The sequence below is a fragment of the Haloechinothrix aidingensis genome (assembly GCF_013450155.1).
Lineage (GTDB): Bacteria > Actinomycetota > Actinomycetes > Mycobacteriales > Pseudonocardiaceae > Haloechinothrix > Haloechinothrix aidingensis.
Map to the genome: position 1 here is coordinate 226,323 of NZ_JACCKD010000009.1, position 26,040 is coordinate 252,362.

Here is a 26,040-nt window from a genome sequence, read left to right on the forward strand (position 1 = left end):
ATCCATCAGCCGGGCCGTCACGACTTGATGTACGGCTGGCCGTTCGCGGCAGGCGGGCGGATCCGGCCCACCAGCCCCGCCACCGCGAAGATCGTCAGCACGTACGGTGCCATGAGCATGAACTCGCTGGGAATCGGCGAGCCGATGATCCCGAGCACGCTCTGCAGGTTGTTGGCGAAACCGAACAGCAGTGCCGCGAAGACCGCCCCCATCGGCTTCCACCGGCCGAGGATCATCGCGGCGAGCGCGATGAAACCGGCTCCGGCGGTCATCTCCCTGCTGAACACCCCGATCGCCCCGAGAGTGAAGTAGGCACCCCCGAAGCCCGCGACCGCGCCGCCGATGAGCACGTTGCGGAACCGGACCGCGTTGACCGCGATACCCGCGGTGTCGGCGGCCTCGGGGTGCTCCCCGACGGCCCGCACGCGCAGTCCCCAGCGGGTGTGGAACAGCGCGACGTGCACCACGATCACCGCGAGGTACATGCAGTACACGATGACGGTCTGGTCGAACAGCACCGGCCCGATCACGGGAATGTCGCCGAGCACCGGGATCTTCCAGCGGGGGAAGCGGCCAGGTGAGTTCCACGTCCCGGCCTGCGGGCTGAGCAGCCTGCCGTACAGGAAGTTCGTCAGCCCCAGCACCAGGACGTTGAGCACCACCCCGACGATGATCTGGTTGACCAGGTACCTGATCGAGAACACCGCGAGCAGGTAGGCCACGAGCAACCCGGCCAGGGGGGCCGCGATCAGGCCGACCCACAGGTTGCCGAGCAGGGACGCCACGACCCCGGACAGGAAGGCGCCCGCGAGGAGCTGCCCCTCGATCGCGATATTGATCACGCCGGTCCGCTCCCCGAGCATCCCGCACAGCGCTCCGAAGATCAGCGGTACGGACAGCGCGAGCGAGCCCTGCAGCGCACCGGTCAGCGAGATCGTCTCCCCCGCGACAGCCCAGGTCAGAAAGGACAGCACGAATGCCGTTCCGAACAGCACCGACAGCCACAGCGGTACGGGCTCCGCGCGGGCGGTGAGCAGGAACGCGTATCCCGCGACAGCCAGGCACAGCAGCGCGAGCAGGATCGCCGCCTGCCTGGACGGCACACCGAGCGGATCGATCTCCACGATGTCGCCCGCCGTGGAGATCCCGAAGGTGCTGCGCTCGCCCCCCGGGGCGAGCAGGCCGAACAGCACAAGCGCGCCCAGCCCGAGAACCGTGAACATCACCGGCGCTCGCCAGCGGCGGCGCAGTACCCGCTCGGCTCGCGAGCCCGTGTCGCCGGTCTCTCGTGTGCTCACGCTTCCCACCCCTTCGCTTCCGGCGCGCCGAGCCCGCGCGAGCGAACCCTGATCCGGAAGATGGCCCGCACCAGCGGGGGTGCGGCGATGAACAGCACGATGAGCGACTGCACGACGAGCACGATGTCGATCGGCGTTCCCGTCTCCGCCTGCATGGTCACAGCACCCGCGCGAAGCGCCCCGAACAGCAGGCCTGCGGCCACGGTGCCCCAGGGGTTCGCGCGCCCGAGCAGCGCCACGGTGATGGCGTCGAACCCCAGTCCACCCGAGATCCCCGAGGAGAGGAACCGTTCGGTCCCCAGCACCTGGCTCGCGCCTGCCAGCCCGGCCAATCCGCCTGCGATGCACATGGCAAGCGTGTACGAGCGCGCGACGGACATTCCCGCGGTGGTCGCCGCGTGCGGGTTGAACCCGACGGCACGCAGCCGGAAACCGATGGTGCTGCGGGTGAGCAGCCACCACACGACCGCGGCGGCCAGCAGCGCCAGCAGGAACCCCAGGTGCAGCCGGGCACCTTCGAACAAGCGCGGTAGCTGGGCCGACTCGGCGACATAGGGGCTGATCGGATCCGACCTGCCCGCCCTCCGGAACGCGGCGATGGTCAGCAGGTAGGCGAGCAGGAACCGGGCGATGTAGTTGAGCATGATCGTCACGATCACCTCGTGGGCACCGGTACGTGCCTTGAGGAACCCGGCTATACCACCCCAGACGGCACCTGCGAGAACACCACCGAGCACGGCGACCACGAGGTGCACCACGACCGGGAGGTCCATGGTGAACCCGATGTAGCCGGCACCGATGGCACCGAGGATGATCTGCCCCTCCGCGCCGATGTTGAGCAGCCCGGTCCGGAACGCGATCGCCACCGCGAGCCCCGCGGCGATCAGCGGTGTGGCATTGGTCAGCGTCGCGGCGAGCGGCCGTACGGCACGGACCACGGAGTACTCGCCGAAGTCGACGAGCGAGCCCCGGAACATCGCCGCGTACGCCGAACTCACCGACTGCCACGCGGTGGCGAAGGTGTCCGACGGCCGGTCGGCGAAGTACCCGGCGGCCTGCTGCACCCTGGGGTCGGACAGGATGATCAATAACCCGCCGATCGCGAGCGCCAGTACAACCGACAGCACTGTCAGCATCGCGTTTCCGGTGGTCAGCTCGCGCCACAGCCGGTGGGATACCGACGGCTCCTGCGGGGGCTGCTCGCCGCCCGGCGTCGCGGTCGTGCCGCGCTCCTGCTCGCTCACGGCTCCCCCTCGTCCCCGTCACCGCCGTACTCCGGATGCCCGGTACGCGTGGGGTGCGCCGCGGCTCGCTCGAAGGCCTGCTCGGGTGCGTACCCCGCGGTCATCAGGCCGAGGACATCGCGCTCGGTGTCGCCGGGCACGATGCCGACCACCGACCCGCGGTACATCACCAGGATCCGGTCGGCGAGCGCGCTGGCCTCGTCCAGCTCGGTCGACACGATCAGCACCGGCGTCCGGTTGTCCCGCTCGGCGATGATGCGCCGGTGCACGAACTCGATCGACCCCACGTCCAGCCCGCGCGTGGGTTGGGTCGCCACCAGCAGCTTCAACGGCCGGGACAGCTCCCGTGCCAGCACGACCTTCTGCTGGTTACCCCCGGACAGCGTGCTGGCCAGGGTGTCGATACTGCCGGCACGGATGTCGAACTCGCCGACCCGCTCGGCTGCGTTGCTCCTGATCCGGGCGTGCCTGAGCATCGGCCCCCTCGCGAACGGCGAGCGGTCGTACAGGTCGAGAACGAGGTTCTCGGCGACCGTGAACTGGCCGACCAGCCCGTCGGTCCTGCGGTCCTCGGGGACGAACCCCACCCCGGCGCGCAGCACCTCGCGCACCGAGCGGCCGAGCAGCTCCGTACCGGCCAACCGGACCGAGCCGCGCACCCTGCCGCCCAGCCCGAGCAGTGCCTCTGTCAGCTCCGTCTGGCCGTTGCCCTGCACCCCCGCGACGACCAGTATCTCGCCGGCGCGCACGTCGAACGAGACGTCGTCGACGACCAGCTGGTCCCGATCGTCGACCACGGTGAGCCCGCGCACCGCGAGCACGACCTCTGCCGGGTCGGAGGTACCGGCATCGACCACCAGGCTGACCGGGCGGCCGACCATCAGCGAGGCCAGCTCGCTCTCGGTCGACTCGGGGTGTGCCTGGCCGACGACGCGTCCCAGCCGCATCACCGTGATGCGGTCGGCGATCGCCCTGACCTCCCGGAGCTTGTGCGTGATGAACACGATGGACGTGCCGTCCGCGGTCAGCTGCCGCATGATGCCCATCAGCTCGTCGGTCTCCTGCGGGGTCAGCACCGCGGTCGGCTCGTCGAGGATGAGCACGCGCGCGTCGCGCACCAGCGCCTTGATGATCTCCACTCGCTGCTGCACGCCGACGGGCAGGTGTTCGACAACGGCATCCGGGTCGACGTCGAAGCCGTACTGCTCGGAGATCTCCCGGATCCGCGCCCGGGTCGCCTCGACATCGAGCAGACCGGCGCCACGCGTCGGCTCGGCACCGAGCATCACGTTCTCCGCGACGGTGAACACCGGGACGAGCATGAAGTGCTGGTGCACCATGCCGATCCCCGCTGCCATCGCGTCCGCGGGCCCGGAGAACGCGACCGGCTCGTCGTCGACAACGATCTCACCGGCATCGGCCGCGCTGAGCCCGTAGAGCACGTTCATCAACGTGGACTTGCCAGCACCGTTCTCCCCGAGGAGGCAGTGCACCTCACCGGGTTCGACGGTGAGGCTGATGTCGTCGTTGGCGACAAGCGAACCGAAGCGCTTGGTGATGCCGCGGAGCTCGAGTTTCACCGGCAGCCCTTATCGGGGGTCAGAACGCGGCGTCGGACTGCACCTCGAGATCCCCGTCGATGATCTGCTGCTCGAGCTCGGCGACCTCGTCGGCGAGCTCCTCGTCGATCTCATCGGAGAAGTCGTGGTACGGCGCGATGGATACACCCTCGTTGTCCAGCGTCCCGACGAACGGCTCCGGGGAGAACTCACCGTCGGCTGTCGCCTCGACGGCTTCCTGCACCGCCGTGTCCATCCCCTTGACGACGCTGGTCAGGATGAGGTCGGAGTACTCGGGCAGCGACTCGTACCCGTCGGTGTCCACCCAGATCAGCGCGACATCGCCCGCGTCCCGCGCGGCGACGGCCGCGGACTCGCCGATCGGCCCGGCGACCGGCATGATCACGTCGGCGCCCTGCTGGATGAGGTTCTCGCTGTACTGCTGGGCGAGGCTGGCGTTGCTGAAGTCGTCGGTGAACTGCCCGTCCTGGGACTCCTTGTCCCACCCGAGCACTTCGACATCGGCGTCATGGACCTCGTTGTAGTGCTGCACGCCGTCGTAGTACCCGTCCATGAAAATCGTCACCGTGGGGATCTTCGCTCCTCCCCACGTGGCGACCGTGCCGGTCTCCGAGTACCCGGCTGCGAGGTAACCGGCGAGGAACGACGCCTCGTGGGTGTTGAAGACGAGCGGCTTGACGTTGTCGATGGTGACCGGCTCGCCGCTGTCCTCGTCGGTGTACTGGAAGTCGACGATCGCGAACCGCTCGTCGGGGTTGCTCTCGGCCGCGGCGGCCGTAGCGTCGGCGAGCATGAACCCTACGGTGACGATCAGGCCACAGTCCTGGGAGACCATGCTCGACACGTTGGGTTCGAAGTCGGCGGTGGAATGTGACTCGGCTACCTGTACCTCGGAGATAGTCCCCGCGTCGTGCGCGTTCACGAGGCCACGATGGGAAGTCTCGTTGAAGGACTTGTCGTCGACACCTCCCTCGTCGGTGACCATGCAACCGACGAAGTCCGTACCGTCCGAGCCGGCATCGGTCTCCTCAGGGGCCTCGCCACAGGCGGTAACCACCAGTGCCGACGCCGCGAGCACGGCTCCCACTCGAATGACAGCTGCACGGTGCATGGCGATCACTCACCCTCCACACTCGGTCGGGGCGGCACTCCGGGCGCCCTGTCTCTCGCCGGGTCTCTCGCCGGCTCACCCTGACGTGGGCACGACGGCAGAACACTACCCGGAGATGAGACGCATGCCACACGAGCTCTACACTACGTAATCAAATTGTTTGCTGAGCACCCGTTCGATCGAGTCCCGGACTCCGGTTCGCCCCTCGAATCGCCGGTTCCGGACACTGACGATCACGGGTGGGTTGTCTTGTCGATCACAACGGACCAACCGAGTTTTCGCGGGCGGCAGCGGACGGGTCTAGCATCCCCCTATTAAGGCCCACGTTGGCCACGGTCCGGGATGACCTCAGCCGTCGCGTCGGGGATGCCCCCACGGTTCGCGGCTGGTACGCGGCCGGCAGGCGTGGGTATGCCACAAGACAATGGAGGCCGTACACCGATGTCTGTCACTGCGAGTACCGCGCCTGCGGGTACGAGCGATCGGGCGGGTACCTCGCGTCTGAGCGGAACCTTCTACCGCGGCGACCCTGCCATGTGGTCCTGGGTGCTGCACCGCATCACCGGCGCGCTCACCTTCTTCTTCCTCTTCGTCCACGTACTCGACACCGCACTGGTGCGAGTCTCGCCGAGTGCGTACGACGCGGTCATCGAGACCTACAAGACCCCGTTCGTCAACCTGCTCGAGGTCGGTCTCGTCGGCGCGGTGCTGTATCACGCCCTCAACGGCATCCGCGTCATGCTCGTCGACTTCTGGTCGCAGGGGCCCAGGTACCAGCGCCCGATGCTGTGGGGTCTGATCGGCATCTGGGCCGTGGTGATGATCCCGGGTACCTACTTCATGCTCGAGCGCACCGTCTCCACGATGTTCGGGGGTAACTGATCATGTCGACCGAGTCCCTCACCCTCGACAAGCCGCGTTCCCCCCGCAGGCCCGCGGCACGCCGCAACAACTTCGAGCTCTACAGCTGGCTGTTCATGCGGCTGTCCGGGCTGGCGCTCGTGGTGCTCGTGCTCGGGCACCTGTTCATCATGAACATCCTCGACGACGGGGTGCACCGCATCAACTTCGCCTTCGTGGCCGGCCGCTGGGCCTCACCGTTCTGGCAGTTCTGGGACCTGGCCATGCTGTGGCTGGCGCAGCTGCACGGCGGGAACGGCATGCGCACGATCATCGAGGACTACGCCCGCAAGGACACCACGCGGTTCTGGCTGAAGATGCTCCTCTACGTCTCGATCGCGCTCATCCTCGCCGTCGGCACCCTGGTGATCTTCACCTTCGATCCGAACATCGCCGGCTGACCGCCGCCCCCGACCGCCGAATCGAACACGGAGTTCGCAATGCAGTTCCACAAGTACGACGTGCTGATCGTCGGGGCGGGCGGCGCCGGCATGCGCGCCGCGATCGCCTCGGCGACCGAGTCCGGCGCGACGAGCCCCCGCACCGCGGTGCTGACCAAGTTGTACCCGACCCGCTCACACACCGGGGCGGCCCAGGGCGGCATGTGCGCCGCGCTGGCCAATGTCGAGGAGGACAACTGGGAATGGCACACCTTCGACACCGTCAAGGGCGGTGACTACCTCACCGACCAGGACGCCGCCGAGATCATGGCCAAGGAGGCCATCGACGCGGTGCTGGACCTGGAGAAGATGGGCCTGCCGTTCAACCGCACCGAAGAGGGGCGCATCGACCAGCGCCGCTTCGGCGGGCACACCCGCGACCACGGCAAGGCCGCCGTACGCAGGTCCTGCTACGCGGCCGACCGCACGGGGCACATGATCCTGCAGACCCTGTACCAGACCTGCGTCAAGCACGGGATCGAGTTCTTCAACGAGTTCTACGTACTCGACGTCGTGCTGACCGACACCGAGAACGGACCGGTCGCCTCCGGCGCGATCGCCTACGAGCTGGCCACCGGCGAGATCCACGTCTTCCAGGCGAAGTCGATCGTGTTCGCCACCGGGGGCTTCGGCAAGGTCTTCAAGACGACATCCAACGCCCACACCCTCACCGGCGACGGCATGGGCATCTACTTCCGCAAGGGCCTGCCGCTCGAGGACATGGAGTTCTACCAGTTCCATCCCACGGGCCTTGCCGGCCTGGGCATCCTGCTCACCGAGGGTGCGCGTGGCGAGGGCGCGATCCTGCGCAACGAGTCCGGCGAGCGCTTCATGGAGCGCTACGCCCCGACCATCAAGGATCTCGCTCCGCGCGACATCGTGGCGCGCTCGATGGTGCTGGAGGTCCTCGAGGGGCGCGGTGCCGGCCCTGAGAAGGACTACGTCTTCCTGGACTGCACGCATCTCGGCGAGGAGGTCCTGGAGACGAAGCTGCCGGACATCACCGAGTTCGCCCGCACCTACCTGGGCATCGACCCGGTGTACGAGCCCGTCCCGGTGTATCCCACGGCGCACTACGCGATGGGCGGCATTCCCACCAACGTCGACGGCGAGGCACTCCGGGACAACGACACCGTGCTGCCGGGGCTCTACGCGGCCGGCGAGGTCGCCTGCGTGTCCGTGCACGGTTCGAACCGGCTGGGCACGAACTCGCTGCTGGACATCAACGTGTTCGGCCGCAGGGCGGGTATGGCCGCGGCACGGTATGCCGCGCGGTCCGAGCACGTGGAGCTGCCCGACGACGCCGCCGAGACGGTGGAGGGCATGGTGCAGCACCTGCGCACCGCGACGGGTGGTGAGCGGGTCGCCGATATCCGCACCGAGCTGCAGCAGACGATGGACTCCAACGCCGCCGTGTACCGCACCGAGGACACGCTCAAGCAGGCACTGTCCGATGTACACGCGCTGAAGGAGCGCTACGGCCGGGTGGCTGTGCAAGACAAGGGCAAGCGGTTCAACACCGACCTGCTCGAGGCGGTCGAGCTGGGTTTCCTGCTCGACCTGGCCGAGGCGCTCGTGACCACAGCGCTGGCACGCAAGGAGTCGCGCGGCGGGCACGCGCGGGAGGACTACCCCGACCGTGACGACGTCAACTTCATGCGTCACTCGATGTGCTACAAGCTCCTGCCCGAGCAGAAGGAGGAGAACGCGCCACTCGGCCTGACCGGCTTTACGTCCGATATCCGGCTGGACTACAAGCCCGTAGTCTTCACCCGGTACGAGCCCATGGAGCGCAAGTACTGATGGCTAGCCCGACACCGACCGACACCGCGGCCCACGACACCTCGCAGATCCCGGCACCGGAAGGCTCGATCACGGTCACGGTCCGGATCCTCCGGTTCAACCCGGAGTTCGACGACGAGCCGCACTGGGAATCCTACGACGTCCCGGCGCTGCCCACCGACCGCGTGCTCAACCTGCTGATCAACATCAAGAGCTATGTGGACGGCACGCTGTCGTTCCGGCGCTCCTGCGCGCACGGCATCTGCGGCTCGGATGCCATGCAGATCAACGGGGTGAACCGGCTGGCGTGCAAGGTGTTGATCAAGGATCTGCTCGCCAAGGGCAACAAGCGGACCACCATCTCGGTGGCACCGATCAAGGGCCTGCCGCAGATGAAGGATCTCTATGTCGACATGGAGCCCTTCTTCGAGGCATTCAAGGCGGTCAAGCCGTACCTCATCGCCTACGGCAACGAGCCGACCCACGAGCGGATACAGTCCCAGGCGGACCGGGAGCGATTCGACGACACCACGAAGTGCATCCTGTGCGCCTGCTGCACCACCTCCTGCCCGGTGTTCTGGTCGGACGGCTCGTACTTCGGCCCCGCGGCGATCGTCAACGCACACCGGTTCATCTTCGACTCGCGGGACGAGGGCTCCGAGGAGCGGCTGGACATCCTCAACGACACCGAGGGCGTGTGGCGCTGCCGCACCACGTTCAACTGCACCGACGCCTGCCCCCGAGGGATCCAGGTCACCAAGGCCATCCAGGAGGTCAAGCAAGCTCTGCTCTTCAAGCGCGTCTGACTCCCGAGCCCGTGCCTGCCGGCACCCCGTGTCGGGCGTGCCGGCAGGCCGCGTCGGGCTCACGGGCAGGTTGTGTCGCGTTCGGGACCTCTCACGAACGCGCCATCGCCGGCTCGTCGGTCGTGGGTCCGGGGATCGTGTCGATCCCTTCCATCCCCTTGGTGAACTCGATCGCCTCGTCATCCATGAACGCGCGCGGGTTGAAGTTCTCATCGGCCATCACACCGTGCACCCTGCGCCGCTGCATCCCGAAGTTGCCCGCGTCGTACAACGGCAGGAGCGCCGCCTCCCGCAGGTAGCGGTCGAACTTGGTCTTCTTGTCCACCGAGTTCACCCCGACGACCTGCATGCACTTGTAGACGCAGTCGAACAGCATCTCCGTGCAGTGCACCTTGCACATGGCGCCGAGTGCCTCACCGTGATAGTCGTGCTGATCCAGGTAGTGCGCGCCCTTCCAGCAGAAGTAGCGCGCAGCCTCGATCTGTGTCGCCACGTCGCCGAGCACGTAACCCGGGTACTGGTAGTGGAAGATGGGCTTGGGCCCACCCGCGGTGTAGGTCTTCGCCCATCTCAGCGCGTCCTCGTACGCGGACCGCGCCACCGCGACCGCTCCGATCCCCGCTACCGGCCCGGACCAGGCGAAGTTGCGGTTGATCACCAGATCCCCGTTGCCCCGGGTGCCCTCGATCACATTCGCAGCGGGTACCCGCGCGTTGTCGAAGACGATCTCGCAGTTCGGGGCGCTGCGCTGGGCGGACGTACTGATCGACCGGTAGGTGACCCCGGGGGTGCCCCGCTCGACCACGATCGCCGAGAGACCCGACGTTCCCCCGACGGACCGATCGGTCCGGGCGATGACCAGGTTCAGGTTGGCACCGAGATTGTCCCAGCCGCCGACATTGCACGGCCAGTACTTGCGGCCGTTGAGCACGATGTCGTCACCGTCCTGGACCGCGGTGACGTTCATTCCCGCCCCACCGACGGCCGGGGCGTCGAAGTTCGCGGTGCCGCCGGGCATGCCCGGCGGTTCACTCGCGGCATAGCCGACGATGAACTCGCCGCTGGTGTCGGATGTCGCGCCGCCGATGAACCGTTTCTTCTGTTCCTCGGTGCCGTAGTACCAGACCGGCATCAGGCCGAGCCCGTTCACCAGGACCGTCGTCCCGAATCCCGGGTCGACCGCTTGAATCTCCTCGGCCGCTATCACGAAATCCACATTCGACAGGCCGCCTCCACCATATTCTTTGGGCAACATCGAAAACGCGATACCCTGCTTGCACGCTTCCGCGTACGCGGGTTTTACCATCTGAAAAGCTGTTAGCGGGTCGGGCTCCTGGTCGACCTTTTCCGTAATAGGAGCCAGAACATTTTGCGCAAAATCACGCGCCAGGCGTTGTACCTCTTGTTGCTCGGCAGTCAGCGTGAAATCGATCGCCATCGTAATTCGCCTCCGTGTACCGAATGATCCTCACGCCGAGCACAGGCGGGTCAGAAAGATCCGTCCGCGATGTGAGGCACATCACAGGATATCACCGGCGTCCAGAGGCCGCGGCATCGAGAAAATTGATCTAGAGATGTGCTGAATGGCACTTTCGGTCCATCTCGCGGACCGAAAGTGCCATTCAGCGCACTGCTAGGTCCAGAAGACGGCGAGGCCGACGTTGATCACGACGAGCCCGCCGAGAGCGAAACCGACCCACCGAGGCACGGCAGGCTTGCGCAGGAAAGCCAGAGCCAGCCCGCCGATCGCGATCAGCACCAGGATCTTGATGCCCAGCTTCGTGTGGTTGAGGTCGTTGTCGCTGAACGGGTCCAGCGCCATCATGGCCGCGCCCGTGATCAGCATGACTCCGCTACCGTGCAACCACCCCTTGTTCAGCGGAGCGTCCGCCCCGCCGCGCAGCTGCAGGAGGAACGTACCGACGAGCAATCCCATACCGAGCAGGTGCAGGAACAACAGCAGCTGGTGAAGGAAGTCCATCAGCGCCCCTTCGCGATGTCGTTGGTGGCAGATGTGGTGTCGTCCCGGGAACGGGGACCGCTCGCACGGAGCCCGCGCCAGCCGATCACGCCGATGATCGTACCGAGCACGATCGATACCACGGTGAGCGCGGCATGTACCACGAAGTACGACGTCGGCGAGCCGTCAGCCGCCCACGAGTTCTCGCTGGCCCAGAGATTGCGCGCGAACATCAGCCAGATGGCCCAGGACCATACGCCGAAGGCGAGCAGGAAGATCGAGGTCGGGCGTGCGTGCATACGCGCAGTATCCACGTCCCCGCCGACCGGCCAGCACACCGGGTGAGCGCCGCCACGCCCGGCACCGTGCGTGTCCGGGTAGGCACGACAGAGTGTCACAGCCACGTATACCGACAGCACAGGTCATGGTTAGCCTGTGTTGGTGCGTCATCGGTCGTGGTTCGGAGCATCCCCGCGGGGATGTACAGCTGTGCTGTCCGCGGCGCTGCTCGTGTGCGGCATCGCATTCGGCACCGCCGGGCCGGCCGCGCATGCCGACCCCGACTCGCCGTCCAGCGCCGAGTCCTGCGCCGACAAGCAGACACCCCCGTCTGCCAACGTGCCCTCCGAGGAACCGGCACCCGGCGAGACCGCTCCCGAGCCGCTCCCCGTCCCGGAGGAGCCGGTCGGCGGTGAGCGCATGGCCGAGTGCGGCGTCGTACTGCCGGACGGCGCACCGGACCCCCCTGAGGAGGCGACCGCGTCCGCCTGGATGGTCTCCGACCTCGAGTCCGGCGACGTGCTGGCAGCCTCCGACCCGCACGCCAGGCACCGGCCCGCCTCGCTGATCAAAGTACTGCTGGCGGCCACCGTCATCGACGAGCTCGGCCCGGACGAGGTCATCACCGCGACAGAGGAGGACGTCGCGCAGGTCTGTACCTGCGTCGGCCTGGTCGAGGGTGAGGACTACACCGTCGAGGACCTGCTCACCGCGGCCCTGATCCATTCCGGAAACGACGCCGCGCACGCCCTGGGCAACGCCCTCGGTGGGATCCCGGAGGCGCTCGATGCGATGAACGCCCTCGCCGAACGGCTCCAGGCGTTCGACACCCGTGCGGCCACCACATCAGGCCTGGACGGTCCCGGGATGTCCAGCTCGGCCTACGACCTGAGCGTGATCTTCCGGTACGCGCTGGGGCAGGCCCCGTTCAACGAGGCCGTGCGTACGAGCACGATGGACTTCACCGTCGAACCCGACGAGGAACCCGTCACCCTGTACAACGACAACCGGCTGCTCAACTCCTACGACGGGTTCCTCGGAGGCAAGACCGGCTACACGAACGCCGCACGGCACACCTACCTCGGCGCCGCGCAACGCGAGCACGCAACGGTGGCGGTGGTACTGCTGCACACGGAAGCCCGCCCGGTACCGGTTCCCGAGCAAGCCTCGGCGCTCCTCGACTACGGCTTCGACCTCGCCGAAGGCGACTACGAGGCCGTCGGGGAACTCGCGTCCGCCACCCGTCCCGAGTCCGAACCGGACGTCGCCGTGCAGGAGGGCGCGCAGCCGCCGCAGGACGACGATGCCGCGACCGCTTCCGGGACCGGCAGTGCGCTGGGACCGGTCATCGCCACGGTCGTCGCCCTTCTGGCGCTGCTCGGCATCATCGCGCTACGACGCGAGAACAGGCAGGTGCCACGGCGGTAGCGGCGCAGGCTACGCCGCGGGGACGCCCGCCGCGAGCCGATCGGCGACCACCGGGACGTAGCCACGGGCATACCCCGTCCGGTTCGGATGGTACGACTCCAGGATCGGGTACGACACGCCGTTGATCCACTCCGCGCTGTCGCACACCGCGTGCCCGAGGAACGCCTCGCGCGGATCGGCGAAGCCGAGGCCGTGTGCTGCCGCCCGGTCACCGGTCACCTCCGCGAGCAGGTCCGCCGTGGCGTTCAGCTCCGCTTGCTCGCTCGGCGTGATCTGCGCGGCGAGGTTGCACTGCTCGCCGTTGAACAACCGGGGATAACCGACCGCGACGACGGTCGCGTTCGGAGCACGCTCGACGATCTCGGCATAGAGCGTGTCCAGCCTGCCGGGCAGGGATTCGGTGATGACCGTCTTCGCCGAGTCGATCTCGTCCCAGCAGGTGTACGGCCACGGCCGGGCGCAGGCCGTCAGCACGCGCGCGAAACCGGCATCGTTGCCCCCTACCGATACGGTCACGTGCGTCGTCGCGGCGTCCAGCGCGTCGAGCTGGTTCACCCGGACGGCTGTCACCCCCGCGCCCGAGCACGCCTGGAAGTCCAGCCGCCCGCCGAGTTCCGCGGACAGCAAGGCCGGGTAACCGGCAGGCGAGCGATAGCACTCGTCATCGGACTCGTAGTACGTCCGGGATCCGACGCCGGACGAGTAGGAGTCACCGAGAGCTACATAGGACACCCCGCCGGCGTGTGCGTGCCGCTCGGTGCCGGCGAACCCGCCCGCTGCGAGAGCGGCGACCAGCATCAGCGCCAGCAACACCCGGGCACGGGACCGGCGGGAGCCGGTGTACCCACCGGCCCGGCCCGCGCGGTGCGGGACATGGGTGGCGAGCCGCGGTGAGCGGGCGGGGCGTTCGGGCATGGCGTGGTCGACCTCCGACCCCTGAGGCTGCCGGACAGGCCACTCCGGATCAATCGACCGAAAGGGAGAGTGCCGCTCGCGACCGGTGACACAGCGTCACTCCCCGCGTCCCTCCGCACGCTTTTCCGGGGACGCCTCCGGGGACGGCTGCCCCGCGCTGCCGCGCGAGCGCCGCCACAGCCAGCGCGCCCCGCCGCCGAGCAGCGCCCCGGTGCCGAGGATGCCCACGGCCTGCCGGGCACTGGCTCCGCGCCGCACGTGCACGAGCGGCCGTACTTCGACAGGGCCGGGAGGGGAGACGGTCTGCACGATGTTCTCGGTCGCCGTGGCCGTCCACGCGGTGACGAACAGCAGGAAGCGGGACACGAGGTTGGCGAAGACCAGCAACCCGATGATCGGCCCGAACAGCGCGCCGGTCGGCGACGACATCACGCTTGCGATGAACAGGGACGCGATCTGCTTGAGGACCTCGAACCCCACCGCGGCGATGAGCGCGCCCTTGACGGCGCTACGCAACGTCACCCGCTCGCGCGGCAACCGCGCGATGACCCAGAGGAACACCAGCCAGTTCGCGGCGAGGGACAGCACGGTCATCAGCGTCGTCAGCCCGATCCTGGCCGGCAGGTCGTCCTCCAGCCCGATCAGGGTGAGCAGCGAGTTCGCGGCCGTGGACCCTGCCGTGGTCAACGCGAAGGAAACGATCAGGGCGAACCCCAGCCCGAGGAGTGCGAGCAGGTCGCGAGCCGTGCCCTTGAGCAGCGGGCGCTTCTTGCGTTCCTGGCCCCACTGCGCGGTGAGGGCATCCCGCAGATTGCGCATCCATCCGATACCGGAGTACAGGGCTGTGGCGAGCCCCAGAACCCCCACGGTCGCGCGAGAGTCCACTGCGGTCTCGACGACTTCCCCGACGGTCTCCCTCAGGCCGACGGGGGCGGCCCGTTGCAGTCGCGATTGGAGATCCGCGAGCAGCGTGGGATCGGCGGCCAGGATGTAGCCCGCGATGGCGAAACCGACCATCAGGATGGGTACGAGGGAGAGCACGCTGAAGTACGTGATCGCCGCCGCGTAGTGGGTTCCGTACCGGTCGCCGAACGCCTCTTTCGCACGGACGAGGTGATCGATCGCCGGGTAGCGTTGCCGCACGCTCGGCACGACCTGCTGTGCGCCCCTGGCGACCCGCTGCGCCTTCTGCTTGGCCGGCCGGTCATCCGACCTACGTCGATCTGCTGCCACGTGCCAACGGTAACCGCTCGGTCGCGTTCCGCTGTGGACACCGTGCCGGTGTCGTACCGAGTGGCGTGCTCACTTACTCAGCGGCAGGGCGCTACTCACCGTCCGTGTCCGGACCGAGGGAGTCGAGCACATCGCCGACACGCTCGGCCTCGGTGGCGAGGAACTCCTGGTAGTCCGGGCCTGCGAGGTAGGCCTCCGACCAGCCGTACCGGTCGAGTGCCGCGGCCCACTCCGGTGACCGGCGCAGCTCGTCGAGCACCTCGAGCAGCACCTCGTGGTCCTCCTCGTCCAGCCCCGGTGGTGCGAGTACCCCGCGCCAGTTCAGGAACTCGAGATCCATCCCCAGCTCGCGCAGGGTGGGAGCGTCGATACCGGCTACCCGCTCCGGCCCGGTCACGGCCAGCACCCGCAGCTCGCCTGCCTCGACGGCGCGCAGGTGCTCACCAGCCCCCATCGCGGCGAAGTCGACCTCGCGGCTGAGTAACGCCGCCAGGATCTCACCTCCCCCGTCGTAGGGTTCGTAATCGAGGTTCCCCGGGTCGACCCCGAGTTCCTCGGCGAGCAACATGACGGCGAGATGGTCCGGCCCGCCCGGTTGCGAGCCGCCACCGGCCGAGATCTCCTCCGGGTGCCTGCGCAGTCGGTCGGCCAGCTCCGGCAGGTTCTCGTACTCGGACCCGGCGGGCACCACGATCGCCTCGGACTCCTCGATCAGCCTGGCAAGCGGGGTGAGCTCGGCGAGCTCACCGGTAAACCCGGTGATGTGGGCCGTGGCAACGAGCCCGAGGCCCATCTGCAGCAGCAGTGCCCCGTCGCCTTCCTCGTAACGCACCCGGGACAGCGCGGCCATGCCCGCATCACCCGGCATGTTGACCACATCCGCGTCCTCGGCCAGCTCGGTCTCCTCGAGGGCACCCGCCAGGGTCCGCGCGGTCTGGTCGAAACCTCCGCCGGGAGGTGTCGGCACGATGATGCGGAGCTCACCCGGCCCAGGCGCGGCCGTGCAGGCGGTGAGCAGCAACAGCACCGAGGCCGTCACGGCGCACAGGCGGGCGTACCGGATCACGCCGCGGGAACCTCTCGCTCACGGTCGGCCCGCTCGCGCCTGCGCCGGATCAGGCCGATGACGGTCGGCAGCAGCGAGGCGGCCGCCAGCCCGAGCAGGACGGCAGGGATGGGCTGGGTCACGAACACCGACCAGTCGCCTCCGGATATCTGCAAGGCCTGCCGCATGTTCCGCTCCATCAGTCCGCCGAGGATGAGGCCGAGGATCAGCGGTGCGGCGGGGAACGAGTTCGCCCGCATCAGGAACCCGAGCACACCGAAGCCGATCAGCAGCCACAGGTCGAACACGCTGAAGCTCAGACCGTACACACCCATCACGCAGAACACGACAACCAGCGGCAACAGTACCGCCTTCGGGGTGTTCAGCACCTTGGCGAACAGCGGGATCAGTGGCAGGTTCAGGATCAGCAGCACGATGCTACCGATGTACATGCTCGCCACGACACCCCAGAACACCCCGGGATGCTGCTCGAGCATCATCGGCCCGGGCTGCACGCCCAGCACGAGCAGCGCGCCGAGCAGGATCGCCGTCGTTCCCGAACCGGGCACCCCCAGCGTGAGCAGCGGGACGAAGGACCCGATCGCGGCACCGTTGTTTCCGGCCTCCGGTGCGGCTACGCCCTTGATGTTGCCCGAGCCGAACGTGTCCCCGTCCGAGGCGATGCGCTTCTCGGTCGAGTACGACAGGAACGACGCGACCGTCGCGCCCGCTCCGGGCAGTACTCCCGTGAAGAAGCCGAGCACCGACCCCCGCAACGCCGATGGGGTCATCGCCCTGACCTCGCGCTTGCTCAACCGCAACGACGTAACGCCGCCCTGCGCCCCGCCATGGCCGCGCCTGCTCAGCAACACGAACACCTCGGCGAGCGCGAACACACCGAGCGCGACGATCAGGAAGTCGATGCCCTCGTACAGCTCGGGACGGTCGAAGGTGAACCGCAGGGTTCCCGTCGCGGAGTCGATTCCCACGAGGGCGATGATCACACCGACGACGGCGGAGATCAGCCCCTTGGTGACGTTCTTGCCCGCCAGCGATACGACCGCGGTCAGCCCGAGAACCATGAGCCCGAAGTACTCCGCGGGCCCGAAGCTGACCGCGACCTTGGACAGGGTCGGCGCGATCAGCATCAGGCCGACCACACCCACTGTGCCGCCGACGAACGAGGCGATGGCCGCTACGGCGAGAGCCTTGCCTGCCCTCCCGTCCCGCGCCATCGGGTAACCGTCGAACGATGTGGCGACCGTCCCGGCGATGCCGGGCGCGTTGAGCAGGATCGACGAGGTCGATCCACCGAATACCGCGCCGTAGTACACACCGGCGAGCATGATGATCGCGGTGGTCGGGTCCATGCCGAACGCGATGGGGATCATCAACGCGATCGCGGTCATCGGTCCCAGGCCGGGCAGGATCCCGATGATCGTGCCCGCCAGAACACCGACGAACACGAAGAGCAGGTTCTCCGGGCTCAGCGCCACGCTGAACCCGGACACCAGCTGGGTAAGCGTATCCATGGAAAGCTCCGTGAGGACGTACGTTCCGATCCCGGAGGGATGGGTCGTGGCCCTCGATCCCGCGTACCCGCTGTGCGGGATCGAGGATCACGACCTAGAACGGGAGTGGACCGTTGGGCAGCGACACGCCGAGACCCTCGGACATGCCGATGTAGGCTGCGAGCGGGATGGTGACGCTGGTCAGCACGGTCACCAGATGCCTGGGGTAGCCCAGGTACCAGACGGCCGACGCGATGTAGGCGGCGGTGGCCAGCACGAACCCGGCGACCGCGAACAGCGCCACATACAGGCACGCCGCGACGAGGAACACGGCCAGCTCCAGCCGGGTGTCCCGCAGCCTGCCGAGGCCGACCTCGTCGGCCTCGGCAGGCTGTTCCGTTGCCGTTTCGCCCGTCGCGGTCCCCTCCTCCGCCTGCTCGGCACGCTGGAAGTACAGCATGGCCGCGAGGCCGAGGAGGAGGTAACCGAGTCCCCTTGGCAGGGTCGCCGGTTGGACGGGAACGTCGACGGCCACGAAGTCGGGAAGGTGGTACGCGCCGAGGAGGTACACCAGCGCGAAACCTGCGATCGCGACGGCGATCGTACGGTGTGAGAAGCGAAACTCGGTCATGGCCCGGCGCCTTACTGGAGGCCGACCTCGTCGAGGATGTCGACGAACTCGGTGTGCTTCTCGTCGAGGAAGGCCTCGAACTCCGCACTGTCCTGGTAGGTGTCGGTCCAGCCGAGCTTGCTCGACTCCTCCTTCCAGGAGTCCTGCTCCATCATCTCCGCGAAGACCGACTCGTAGTAGGAGATCTCCTCCTGCGACATGTCCGGCGGGCCCATGACGCCGCGCCAGATGTCGAAGGTGAAGTCCACGCCGAGCTCGGTCAGCGTCGGCACGTCCGGCAGCACGCCGACCCGTTCCGGAGCGGACACGGCGAGTGCCTTCACCTCCCCGGCCTCGATCAGCTCCATGCTCTCGCCCGCACCGGAGACGGCCGCGTCCACGTGCCCGCCGAGCAGCGCGGTCGTGGCCTCACCCCCGCCGTCGAAGGCGACATAGTTGAGCTCACCGGCGTCCACGCCCGCGGCGTCGGCGGCACCGGCAAGGGCGACGTGGTCCATGCTGCCCGGTGCCGACCCACCGGCGACACTGACCGCTCCCGGATCGTCCTCCAGCTCACCGACGAGGTCGTCGAACGTGTCCATCGGCGAGTCGGCCGGTACCAGGTAGGTCATGTACTCGGTGGCGAGCCGCGAGATCGGGGTGAAGTCGCTGTGGTCGTAGTCGGACTCGCCTGCCAGCGGCACGAACAGGATGGGCGGGCTGGTCACGAACAGCTTGTGCGGGTCACCAGCGTTGTTGGCGATGTAGGACCAACCGATTGCGCCACCGCCGCCCGGCTTGTTGACGACCTGGACCGACTGGTCCACCAACCCGGCGTCCTCCATGATCCTGCTGCTCGTACGGGCCAGCGTGTCCCAGCCGCCGCCCGTGTCGGCGGGGGCGGTGATCTCGATCGGCTGCTGCGGGGACCACTCCCCGCTGTCGCTGGCGCCCTCGGCGCCGCAGCCGGCCAGCACCAACGCCGACGCCGCGAACACCGCAGGCACCGCACGCGCACGGGCACGGGTACCAGACATGTCGACCTCCCTCGGTTCTCGTTGCCACGTAGTGGCTGTGAAGTGCTCCACATGCAACCAGCGGCCATGTCCGCCCGGTAACCCTTGTGTGCGTTGCGAGGACAGTGAAGGTAGTGACCGTTCTGGTCGTTGTGTTCACCGGGCACTGGCGTGCGTGAACCCCGCGCACCGGGGACGATGAGGTCCTGAACCGGACCCGCACGACTGCCTCCCGCGCGGTCCGCCGGACGACGCGAAAGGTGTGCACGTGCGCCCCAGGCTCACCCTCGCCGGGCAGTTCCTCGCCATCCAGCTCGCGATCATCGTGCTCGTACTCATCGCGGTCACCGGCGTGTCCCTTGCGCAGGCCGACGCCGGCTTCCGGCAGTCCGAGAGCCAGCGCATGCGCGCCATCGCCGAGACCGGCGCCACACGGGAGGCCGTACGCGTCGGGCTGCGCGACGTGGGCAACCAGGGCATCCTGCAGCCGACGGCGGAAAGCCTGCGCAACCTCTCGGGCGCGGACAAGCTCATCATCACGCGCAGGGACCTGCGCATCCGGACCTCGCCGGACCCGGCCGATATCGACACGCGGCTCGATATCGGGGACAGTCCCGTGCTCGAGGGCCGCGCGTGGACGGGCATGAGCTCGATCCGCGGCGAGGAGTACCTCGTCGCGCACGTACCGGTCATCGGTGACCATGGCGAGGTCATCGGGCTGGTCGCGGCCGCGCGGCGCTACCCGGACCTGGCCCAGCGCCTGGTCACCGCCGCCCCGAACCTGCTTGTGTACCTGGGAATCGCCGGTTCGGTCGGGATCACCGGCTCCGTGCTACTGGCACGCCGCGTCAAACGGCAGACGCTGGGACTGGAACCCACCGAGATCGCCCGGTTCGCCGAGCATCGCGAGGCCATCCTGCACGGCATCAAGGAAGGCGTACTCGCCCTGGACACCGAAAACCGGATCACCCTCGTCAACGACACCGCCATGGAGCTGCTCAGGCTGCCGCAGGACTGCACGCACCGGCGGCTGGACGAGCTCGCCGTCGACCCCGGCCTGTACGAGGTCCTCACGACCACCGCACGCGGGCGCGACCAGGTCGTACCCATGGGCGACCGGCTGGTGACGCTCAACAGGATGCCGCTGGTCACCGACGGCAAGCACGCCGGAACGGTTACCACCATGCGCGACCGGACCGACCTCGTCGCGCTCAAACACGAGCTCGATGTCACCCGCACCACCACCGAGGCCCTCCGCGCGCAGGCCCACGAGTTCAACAACCAGCTGCACGTCATCACCGGCCTGGTCGAGCTGGGTGAGTACGACGAGGTGAGCCAGTACGTCAGCCGCATCGGCGGCGCGCGAGCGCGGCTCAGCGCGGACATCACCGCGCGCGTGGCCGACCCCTCGCTTGCCGCCCTCCTCATCGCCAAGGCGAGCAGAGCGGCTGAGCAGGGCGCCGAGCTGGCGATCTCACAGCACACCGCACTCGGCCCGACGGGCGAGGAGCTCTCCGCCGATCTGGTCACCGTCGTCGGCAATCTCGTCGACAACGCGCTCGACGCCGTCCACTCCGGTCGCACGGAAAGCACCCGGCCGTTCGTCGAGGTGGAACTGACCGACGGGAACGGCGGCGTGTGGGTGCGCGTGCGGGACTCCGGGCCGGGAGTCCCGAGCGAGCTCAGCGAGAAGATCTTCCAGCACGGCTTCTCCACGAAGGACGAAGGGGATCCCACCGAGCGCGGTCTCGGGCTCGCCATCATCCAGCTCATCTGCGCGCGCCGAGGCGGCGAGGTGCGCATACAGGCGGCGCCGGACCGGCCGGACGGCGAACCGGGCCCTGCCGACCGCGGTCAGGACGGGCCCGCTGTGCGGGGCGGAGCCGAGTTCATCGCCTACCTGCCGTACGGGGCGCAGGCGGAGGACACCGAGCAGCGCGGGAGTGTCACATGATCAACGTCCTCGTCGTCGACGACGACTTCATGGTGTCGCGAGTGCACAGAGGGATCGTCGAGCGTATCCCGGGTTTCACCGTCGTCGGTGAGGCACGCACGGGGAATGAGGCGCTTGCCGCCGTCCGGGACAGGCGGCCCGACCTCGTCCTGCTCGACATCTACCTCCCCGACATGAGCGGGCTCGACGTCCTTCGCCAGCTGCGCGGTGGCGGCGTGCCCGATGTCGACGTCCTGGTCATCACCGCGGCACGCGACGCGGAGACCGTACGCACGGCCTTGCGGGGTGGGGTGGTGCACTACATCATCAAGCCCTTCGACTCCGCTACCCTGCAGGCGCGGCTGTCCTCCTTCGCCGAGCAGCGCAAGAAGCTGCACGAGATCAGCGATGCCGATCAGGCGGCGGTGGACAGGGTGTTCGGTACGTCGCCGGCGACTCCGCGGATGCCGAAGGGCCTCACCACGCAGACCGCCGAGCTGGTCCGGGACGCGCTGCTGGCAGCGGAGGACGGACTGTCCGCGACGGAGTGCGCCGAAGCCACCGGCGTGTCTCGGGTGAGCGCCAGGCGGTACCTGGAGTTCTTCGCGGAGTCGCACCGTGCCGAGGTACGGCTGCGGTACGGGACGGCCGGACGCCCCGAACGTCGCTACCACTGGATCGCGGGCGCGTGACCGGACGTCTACGGCGGCGCGCCACGCACGCCGGTGGGACGATCAGCCGAACCGGCCGGTGATGTAGTCCTCCGTAGCCTGCTCGCGCGGCGCCGAGAAGATCTTGGCGGTGGTGTCCATCTCGATGAGCCGACCCGGCTGACCGACATCCGCGAGGTTGAAGAACCCGGTCGTGTCGCTCACCCGCGCGGCCTGCTGCATGTTGTGCGTGACGATCACGATGGTGTAGTCGGGCTTGAGATCGTTGATCAGATCCTCGATCGCCTGGGTCGAGATCGGATCCAGCGCCGAGCACGGCTCGTCCATCAGCAACACGGCCGGGTCGACGGCGATCGCCCGCGCGATGCACAACCGTTGCTGCTGGCCGCCGGAGATGCCGCCGCCCGGCTTGTGCAACCGGTCCTTGACCTCGTTCCACAGGTTCGCCGAGCGAAGCGAGCGCTCCACGAGATCGTCGATTTCGGAGCGCTTCATCCGGGCACCTGTCAGGCGGATCCCCGCTGCCACGTTCTCGTAGATCGACATGGTCGGGAACGGGTTGGGCCGCTGGAACACCATGCCGATCTCGCTACGGATGTCGACCGGATCCACATTGTTGCCGTAGATGTCCCTGCCGTTTATCGCCACCTGCCCCTCGACCTTGGCCTTGGGAACGAGCTCGTGCATCCGGTTGAGCGAGCGAAGGAACGTGGACTTGCCACAGCCCGACGGCCCGATCAGCGCGGTAACCGACCGGGGCTCGATCGTCATGGACACGCCCTGCACGGCGAGGAACTCGTCGTAGTAGATGTCGAGGTCTTTGACCTGAATGTGTTTGGCCACAGCGGGGTCCTTAGCTACTCGTCGGTTACGCACCGTCTCCGGTGGACGTGGTCCGGGCGCGGCGATGACACCGTGATGCTCAGCCTCCGGCCTCGGGCGCGAACCGGCGCGAGATGAGCCGGGCAACGAGGTTGAGCGCCATCACGATAATGATCAACAGGAGCGCCGCGGCCCACGCGCGATCCAGGGCGGGATCCGGCGGCACTCCCGGATTGACGTACTGGTAATAGGCCGACACCGGTAGCGTCGCCATACGCCCGTCGAACGGGTTGAGGTTGACGCTCTGCGTGATCCCCACCGTCACCAGCAACGGCGCCGTCTCCCCGATCACCCTGGCGATGGCGAGCGTGACGCCGGTGGCGATGCCCGCGAGCGCCGTGGGGATCACCACCTTCAGGATCATCCGCCACTTCGGCACGGCGAGCGCGTAAGCCGCCTCACGAAGCTCGTTGGGCACGAGCTTGAGCATCTCCTCCGTGGAACGCACGACCACCGGGATCATCAGCACGCTCAGCGCGACCGCGCCCATGACCCCCATGCGAACCCCGGGACCGAGGATGAGCGCGAACAGCGCGTACGCGAACAGGCCGGCCACGATCGACGGGATGCCGGTCATGACGTCCACGAAGAACGTGATGACCGCGGCAAGCTTTCCCCGCGCGTACTCGACCAGGTAGACGCCGCACAGCATGCCGACCGGCACCGAGATCAGCGTCGCGAGACCCGTGATCATCAGAGTGCCGGTGATCGCGTGGTAGACCCCACCGCCCTCACCGACGACGCCACGCATCGAGAAGCTGAAGAACTCCACGTCCATTCGCGCCGTGCCCCTGCTGATCACCGTAGCCAGCACGGAGATCAACGGGACGAGCGCGAGCAGGAACGCGGAAGTGACGACCGTGGTCACCACGCGATCCTTCGCCTTACGCGGCCCTTCGACAAGTCGCGAGACCGTCACGACGCAGGCCGCGTAGAGAACCACGGTCAGCACGGCGCCGAGGCCCGCGCTCACGCCCGCGAGTGCGGCGGCGCCGCCGACGGCGATCGCAGCGGCCAGCACGGCGTACGGGACCCAGGGCGGCAACGTCCTGCGCACCGGCGCCGTCTCGGTGCGAAGGAGGTCCGTCTCTCGTTCTGTCCTGGTGGGCACGCTCATCAGTTCGCTCCCGAGAACTCGCTACGGCGGTTGATCACCGTGCGCGCGGCCATGTTGACCGCGAAGGTCACGGCGAAGAGAACGAGCCCCGACGCGATCAGCGTATTGACCGCAAGGCCGGTCGACTCGGGAAACTGCAGCGCGATGTCGGCGGCGATGGTGGACGGGTTGCCCGAGCTGATCAGGTTGACCGTCACACCTCCGGACACCGAGAGCACGATCGTGACCGCCATCGTCTCGCCGAGCGCCCGGCCCAACCCCAGCATCGACGCGCCGATGACCGCGGACCGGCCGAACGGCAACACCGCCATCCGCAGCATCTCCCACCGTGTCGCGCCGAGTGCGTGCGCCGCTTCCTCGTGCAGCCGCGGAACCTGCCGGAAGGCCTCGCGCACCACCGCTGTGATGATCGGCAGGATCATCACGGCGAGTACCAGGATCGCGACGAGCATGGTTCGCCCGGTCGCCGAGACCGGACCGGCGAACAGCGGGACGAACCCGAGATTGTCGGCCAGCCACCCGCTGGGTCCCACGGTGGCCGGGGCGAGCACCGTGAAGCCCCAGAGCCCGTAGATGATGCTCGGTACCGCGGCCAGCAGGTCGATGAGGTAGCCGAGCCCCTGTGCCAGGGCGCGCGGGGCGTAGTAGGTGACGAACAGCGCGATCGTGACCGCGAGCGGGGCGGCGATAAGCAGCGCGAAGACGGCAGAGAGCGCGGTGCCGAACAGCAACGGCCATACGTACAACGCCACGCCACGTCCACCGGGAACCTCCTCCGGTGGGGCGGTCAACGCCGGCCACGCCTCGACCAGGAGGAAGGCGGCCACGCCCGCGAGCACGACGAGGATCAACAGACCGGCGCCTGTCGACAGTCCGGCGAAGACCCGGTCCCCCGCGCGCGGTCGGGGGCGAGCGACCGCGCTTGGTGTTTCGCTCAACGGCACAGCCTGGTATCCCTTTCCCTGGTGTCGTAGTTGACGGCCGACGCCGGATCACCCGGTGGTACGGGGTGATCCCTGGCGTGATCTCCGGTCCGGCACAGGAGGTCATCCGGGTAGCCGTCAGGGACGGCTACCCGGATGACGGTTCGCCGCGCGTTCAGCCTGCGCCGATGGCCTCGATCGCGGGCATGATCTGTTCCCGGAGCTCGCCGGAGATCGGTGCGGAGCCGGCATTCTCGGCCGCCTGCTGCTGCCCTTCTTCGCTCGCCATGAAGGTGAAGTACTCCCGGACGAGCTCACCGACCTGATCGTCCTCGTACTCGGTGCAGGCCAGCCCGTAGGAGACGAGCACGATCGGGTACGTGCCCTCCTCCGTGGTGTCACGCGCCAGTTCATAGGCGAAGCTGTTCTCGCCCCTGCCTTCGACCCGTTCGGAGACGTCCAGGACGGTGGACGCGGCCTCCGGCGAGTAGTTCACGAACTCGCCGCCGACCCCAACGGCCACAGTAGACAGATCGCCCGCCTGGCTGGCGTCGGCGTAGCCGATGGTGCCGTCGCCGTTGCGTACCGCCTCGACCACACCGGAGGTTCCCTGTGCCGCCTCGCCGCCGGCCACGGGCCAGTCACCACTCGGCTCGTGCGGCCACGCGTCACCCGCGGCCGCGGTCAGGTACTCCAGGAAGTTCTCGGTCGTGCCGGACTCGTCCGAACGGTTCACCGGCGCGATGGGCGAGGACGGGAGTTCGGCATCCGGGTTGTCCTCGGCGATCGCCGGGTCGTCCCACTCGGTGATCTCCTGGTTGAAGATGCCGGCGATGGTCTCCGGTGACAGGTTCAGCTCGTCGACACCGTCCAGATTGAACACGATCGCCACCGGAGATATGTACAGCGGGACCTCGATGAAGTCGGCACACCGCTCCCGGGCGGCGGCGACCTCGTCGTCATCGAGGTACGCGTCTGTGCCTCCGAAGTCCGAACCGCCGCTGACGAACTGCTCGCGTCCGCCCCCGGAGCCGATCGGGTCGTAGTTCACCGTGACGTCCGGATACTGGTCCTGAAAGCCCGCCGTCCATGCCTGCTGTGCGGCCTGCTGTGAGCTGGCGCCCGCGCCGGATATCGTTCCGGCGAGCTCACTCTCCTCGGCGGAACCTTCGTTGGCGGCACCACATGCCGCGACTCCGAGAACGAGGGCGCCGGCTGTCGGTAACGCAGCGAAACGGCCAAGGCTGGTGCGATTCACGATCGACCTCTTTCGGGGTATTGTGCTCGATTCCCTCCGCGCGATAACGCGGACAGGTCGAACGCTAAGAGAGCGACGTGACACGGGAGGGCACTGCG

General features: G+C 68.0%; 24 protein-coding genes. 7 read left to right on the plus strand and 17 right to left on the minus strand.

Going from position 1 to position 26,040, the window contains the following annotated elements:
• Positions 1-17: 17 nt before the first annotated feature.
• From H0B56_RS21370 to H0B56_RS21385, 4 genes are read right to left on the minus strand one after another with little or no spacing between them, the layout of a single operon-like run.
• Entirely contained in the window at positions 18-1,298 is a 1,281-nt protein-coding gene (locus H0B56_RS21370) for an ABC transporter permease (RefSeq protein WP_219632993.1), read from the minus strand.
• Entirely contained in the window at positions 1,295-2,542 is a 1,248-nt protein-coding gene (locus H0B56_RS21375; RefSeq protein ID WP_219632994.1) for an ABC transporter permease, read from the minus strand. Before H0B56_RS21375 ends, H0B56_RS21370 begins: the two co-directional genes overlap by 4 nt.
• Positions 2,539-4,122, minus strand: coding sequence for an ATP-binding cassette domain-containing protein (locus H0B56_RS21380; RefSeq protein WP_180894886.1), 1,584 nt, complete (start codon positions 4,120-4,122; stop codon positions 2,539-2,541). The genes H0B56_RS21375 and H0B56_RS21380 overlap by 4 nt, the downstream gene beginning before the upstream one ends.
• A gap of 19 nt (positions 4,123-4,141) precedes the next feature.
• Positions 4,142-5,233, minus strand: a complete 1,092-nt coding sequence (locus H0B56_RS21385) for a BMP family lipoprotein (RefSeq protein WP_180894887.1) — start codon at positions 5,231-5,233, stop codon at positions 4,142-4,144.
• A 441-nt stretch (positions 5,234-5,674) separates the two neighbouring features.
• Here H0B56_RS21385 and sdhC point away from each other — a divergent pair, with 441 nt between their 5' ends.
• Genes sdhC through H0B56_RS21405 form a run of 4 tightly spaced genes read left to right on the plus strand, consistent with a single transcriptional unit; the run spans position 5,675 to position 9,161 of the window.
• Entirely contained in the window at positions 5,675-6,115 is a 441-nt protein-coding gene (gene sdhC / locus H0B56_RS21390) for a succinate dehydrogenase, cytochrome b556 subunit (RefSeq protein ID WP_180894888.1), read from the plus strand.
• A 2-nt stretch (positions 6,116-6,117) separates the two neighbouring features.
• Complete coding sequence (locus H0B56_RS21395) at positions 6,118-6,534, plus strand: succinate dehydrogenase hydrophobic membrane anchor subunit (RefSeq protein ID WP_180894889.1); 417 nt, start codon at positions 6,118-6,120, stop codon at positions 6,532-6,534.
• A gap of 39 nt (positions 6,535-6,573) precedes the next feature.
• Positions 6,574-8,376 carry a succinate dehydrogenase flavoprotein subunit gene (sdhA, locus tag H0B56_RS21400; RefSeq protein ID WP_180894890.1) on the plus strand — a complete coding sequence of 601 codons (1,803 nt, stop codon included), beginning with the start codon at positions 6,574-6,576 and terminating at the stop codon, positions 8,374-8,376.
• On the plus strand, positions 8,376-9,161 hold the full coding sequence (locus tag H0B56_RS21405; RefSeq protein WP_180894891.1) for a succinate dehydrogenase iron-sulfur subunit: 786 nt from the start codon (positions 8,376-8,378) through the stop codon (positions 9,159-9,161). Before sdhA ends, H0B56_RS21405 begins: the two co-directional genes overlap by 1 nt.
• Positions 9,162-9,252: 91 nt before the next feature.
• On the opposite strand, the gene H0B56_RS21410 is transcribed toward H0B56_RS21405, so the two are convergent.
• The 3 genes from H0B56_RS21410 to H0B56_RS21420 all read right to left on the minus strand — a co-directional run bounded on the left by H0B56_RS21410 (position 9,253) and on the right by H0B56_RS21420 (position 11,420).
• On the minus strand, positions 9,253-10,599 hold the full coding sequence (locus H0B56_RS21410) for an acyl-CoA dehydrogenase family protein (protein ID WP_180894892.1): 1,347 nt from the start codon (positions 10,597-10,599) through the stop codon (positions 9,253-9,255).
• 195 nt (positions 10,600-10,794) lie between these two features.
• A complete protein-coding gene (locus tag H0B56_RS21415) occupies positions 10,795-11,142 on the minus strand; it encodes a hypothetical protein (protein WP_180894893.1) in 348 nt (115 codons plus the stop codon).
• A complete protein-coding gene (locus H0B56_RS21420) occupies positions 11,142-11,420 on the minus strand; it encodes an SCO4848 family membrane protein (protein WP_180894894.1) in 279 nt (92 codons plus the stop codon). The genes H0B56_RS21415 and H0B56_RS21420 overlap by 1 nt, the downstream gene beginning before the upstream one ends.
• Before the next feature lie 190 nt (positions 11,421-11,610).
• Between H0B56_RS21420 and H0B56_RS21425 the strand changes: the two genes are divergently transcribed.
• Positions 11,611-12,828 (plus strand): D-alanyl-D-alanine carboxypeptidase family protein, encoded by a 1,218-nt coding sequence (locus H0B56_RS21425; protein WP_343063993.1) that lies wholly within the window; start codon positions 11,611-11,613, stop codon positions 12,826-12,828.
• Between the two features lie 9 nt (positions 12,829-12,837).
• Here the strand turns inward: H0B56_RS21425 and H0B56_RS21430 are convergent, their stop codons facing one another.
• The 6 genes from H0B56_RS21430 to H0B56_RS21455 form a co-directional block, all read right to left on the minus strand.
• On the minus strand, positions 12,838-13,743 hold the full coding sequence (locus H0B56_RS21430) for an SGNH/GDSL hydrolase family protein (protein ID WP_219632995.1): 906 nt from the start codon (positions 13,741-13,743) through the stop codon (positions 12,838-12,840).
• A 96-nt stretch (positions 13,744-13,839) separates the two neighbouring features.
• Entirely contained in the window at positions 13,840-14,976 is a 1,137-nt protein-coding gene (gene yhjD / locus H0B56_RS21435) for an inner membrane protein YhjD (protein WP_180894895.1), read from the minus strand.
• Positions 14,977-15,067: 91 nt separating this feature from the next.
• Positions 15,068-16,042, minus strand: coding sequence for a tripartite tricarboxylate transporter substrate-binding protein (locus H0B56_RS21440; protein ID WP_180894896.1), 975 nt, complete (start codon positions 16,040-16,042; stop codon positions 15,068-15,070).
• On the minus strand, positions 16,039-17,553 hold the full coding sequence (locus H0B56_RS21445; RefSeq protein WP_180894897.1) for a tripartite tricarboxylate transporter permease: 1,515 nt from the start codon (positions 17,551-17,553) through the stop codon (positions 16,039-16,041). The genes H0B56_RS21440 and H0B56_RS21445 overlap by 4 nt, the downstream gene beginning before the upstream one ends.
• 94 nt (positions 17,554-17,647) lie before the next feature.
• Positions 17,648-18,163: a tripartite tricarboxylate transporter TctB family protein gene (locus H0B56_RS21450; protein WP_180894898.1), complete on the minus strand. Its 516-nt coding sequence runs from the start codon at positions 18,161-18,163 to the stop codon at positions 17,648-17,650.
• 11 nt (positions 18,164-18,174) lie between these two features.
• Positions 18,175-19,179: a Bug family tripartite tricarboxylate transporter substrate binding protein gene (locus H0B56_RS21455; protein ID WP_219632996.1), complete on the minus strand. Its 1,005-nt coding sequence runs from the start codon at positions 19,177-19,179 to the stop codon at positions 18,175-18,177.
• Positions 19,180-19,426: 247 nt separating this feature from the next.
• Here H0B56_RS21455 and H0B56_RS23560 point away from each other — a divergent pair, with 247 nt between their 5' ends.
• Together H0B56_RS23560 and H0B56_RS21465 are read left to right on the plus strand one after the other, a co-directional pair.
• Positions 19,427-21,112: a sensor histidine kinase gene (locus H0B56_RS23560; protein ID WP_219632997.1), complete on the plus strand. Its 1,686-nt coding sequence runs from the start codon at positions 19,427-19,429 to the stop codon at positions 21,110-21,112.
• A complete protein-coding gene (locus tag H0B56_RS21465; RefSeq protein ID WP_180894900.1) occupies positions 21,109-21,783 on the plus strand; it encodes a response regulator in 675 nt (224 codons plus the stop codon). The genes H0B56_RS23560 and H0B56_RS21465 overlap by 4 nt, the downstream gene beginning before the upstream one ends.
• 42 nt (positions 21,784-21,825) lie before the next feature.
• Here the strand turns inward: H0B56_RS21465 and pstB are convergent, their stop codons facing one another.
• The 4 genes from pstB to H0B56_RS21485 form a co-directional block, all read right to left on the minus strand.
• Positions 21,826-22,605 (minus strand): phosphate ABC transporter ATP-binding protein PstB, encoded by a 780-nt coding sequence (gene pstB, locus H0B56_RS21470; RefSeq protein WP_180894901.1) that lies wholly within the window; start codon positions 22,603-22,605, stop codon positions 21,826-21,828.
• Between the two features lie 79 nt (positions 22,606-22,684).
• Positions 22,685-23,761, minus strand: a complete 1,077-nt coding sequence (gene pstA, locus H0B56_RS21475) for a phosphate ABC transporter permease PstA (protein ID WP_180894902.1) — start codon at positions 23,759-23,761, stop codon at positions 22,685-22,687.
• The gene (pstC, locus tag H0B56_RS21480; protein WP_180894903.1) at positions 23,761-24,705 is read right to left on the minus strand and encodes a phosphate ABC transporter permease subunit PstC; all 945 of its coding nucleotides are present in this window, start codon (positions 24,703-24,705) and stop codon (positions 23,761-23,763) included. The genes pstA and pstC overlap by 1 nt, the downstream gene beginning before the upstream one ends.
• A 154-nt stretch (positions 24,706-24,859) precedes the next feature.
• Entirely contained in the window at positions 24,860-25,942 is a 1,083-nt protein-coding gene (locus H0B56_RS21485) for an extracellular solute-binding protein (protein WP_180894904.1), read from the minus strand.
• Between the last annotated feature and the right edge of the window lie 98 nt (positions 25,943-26,040).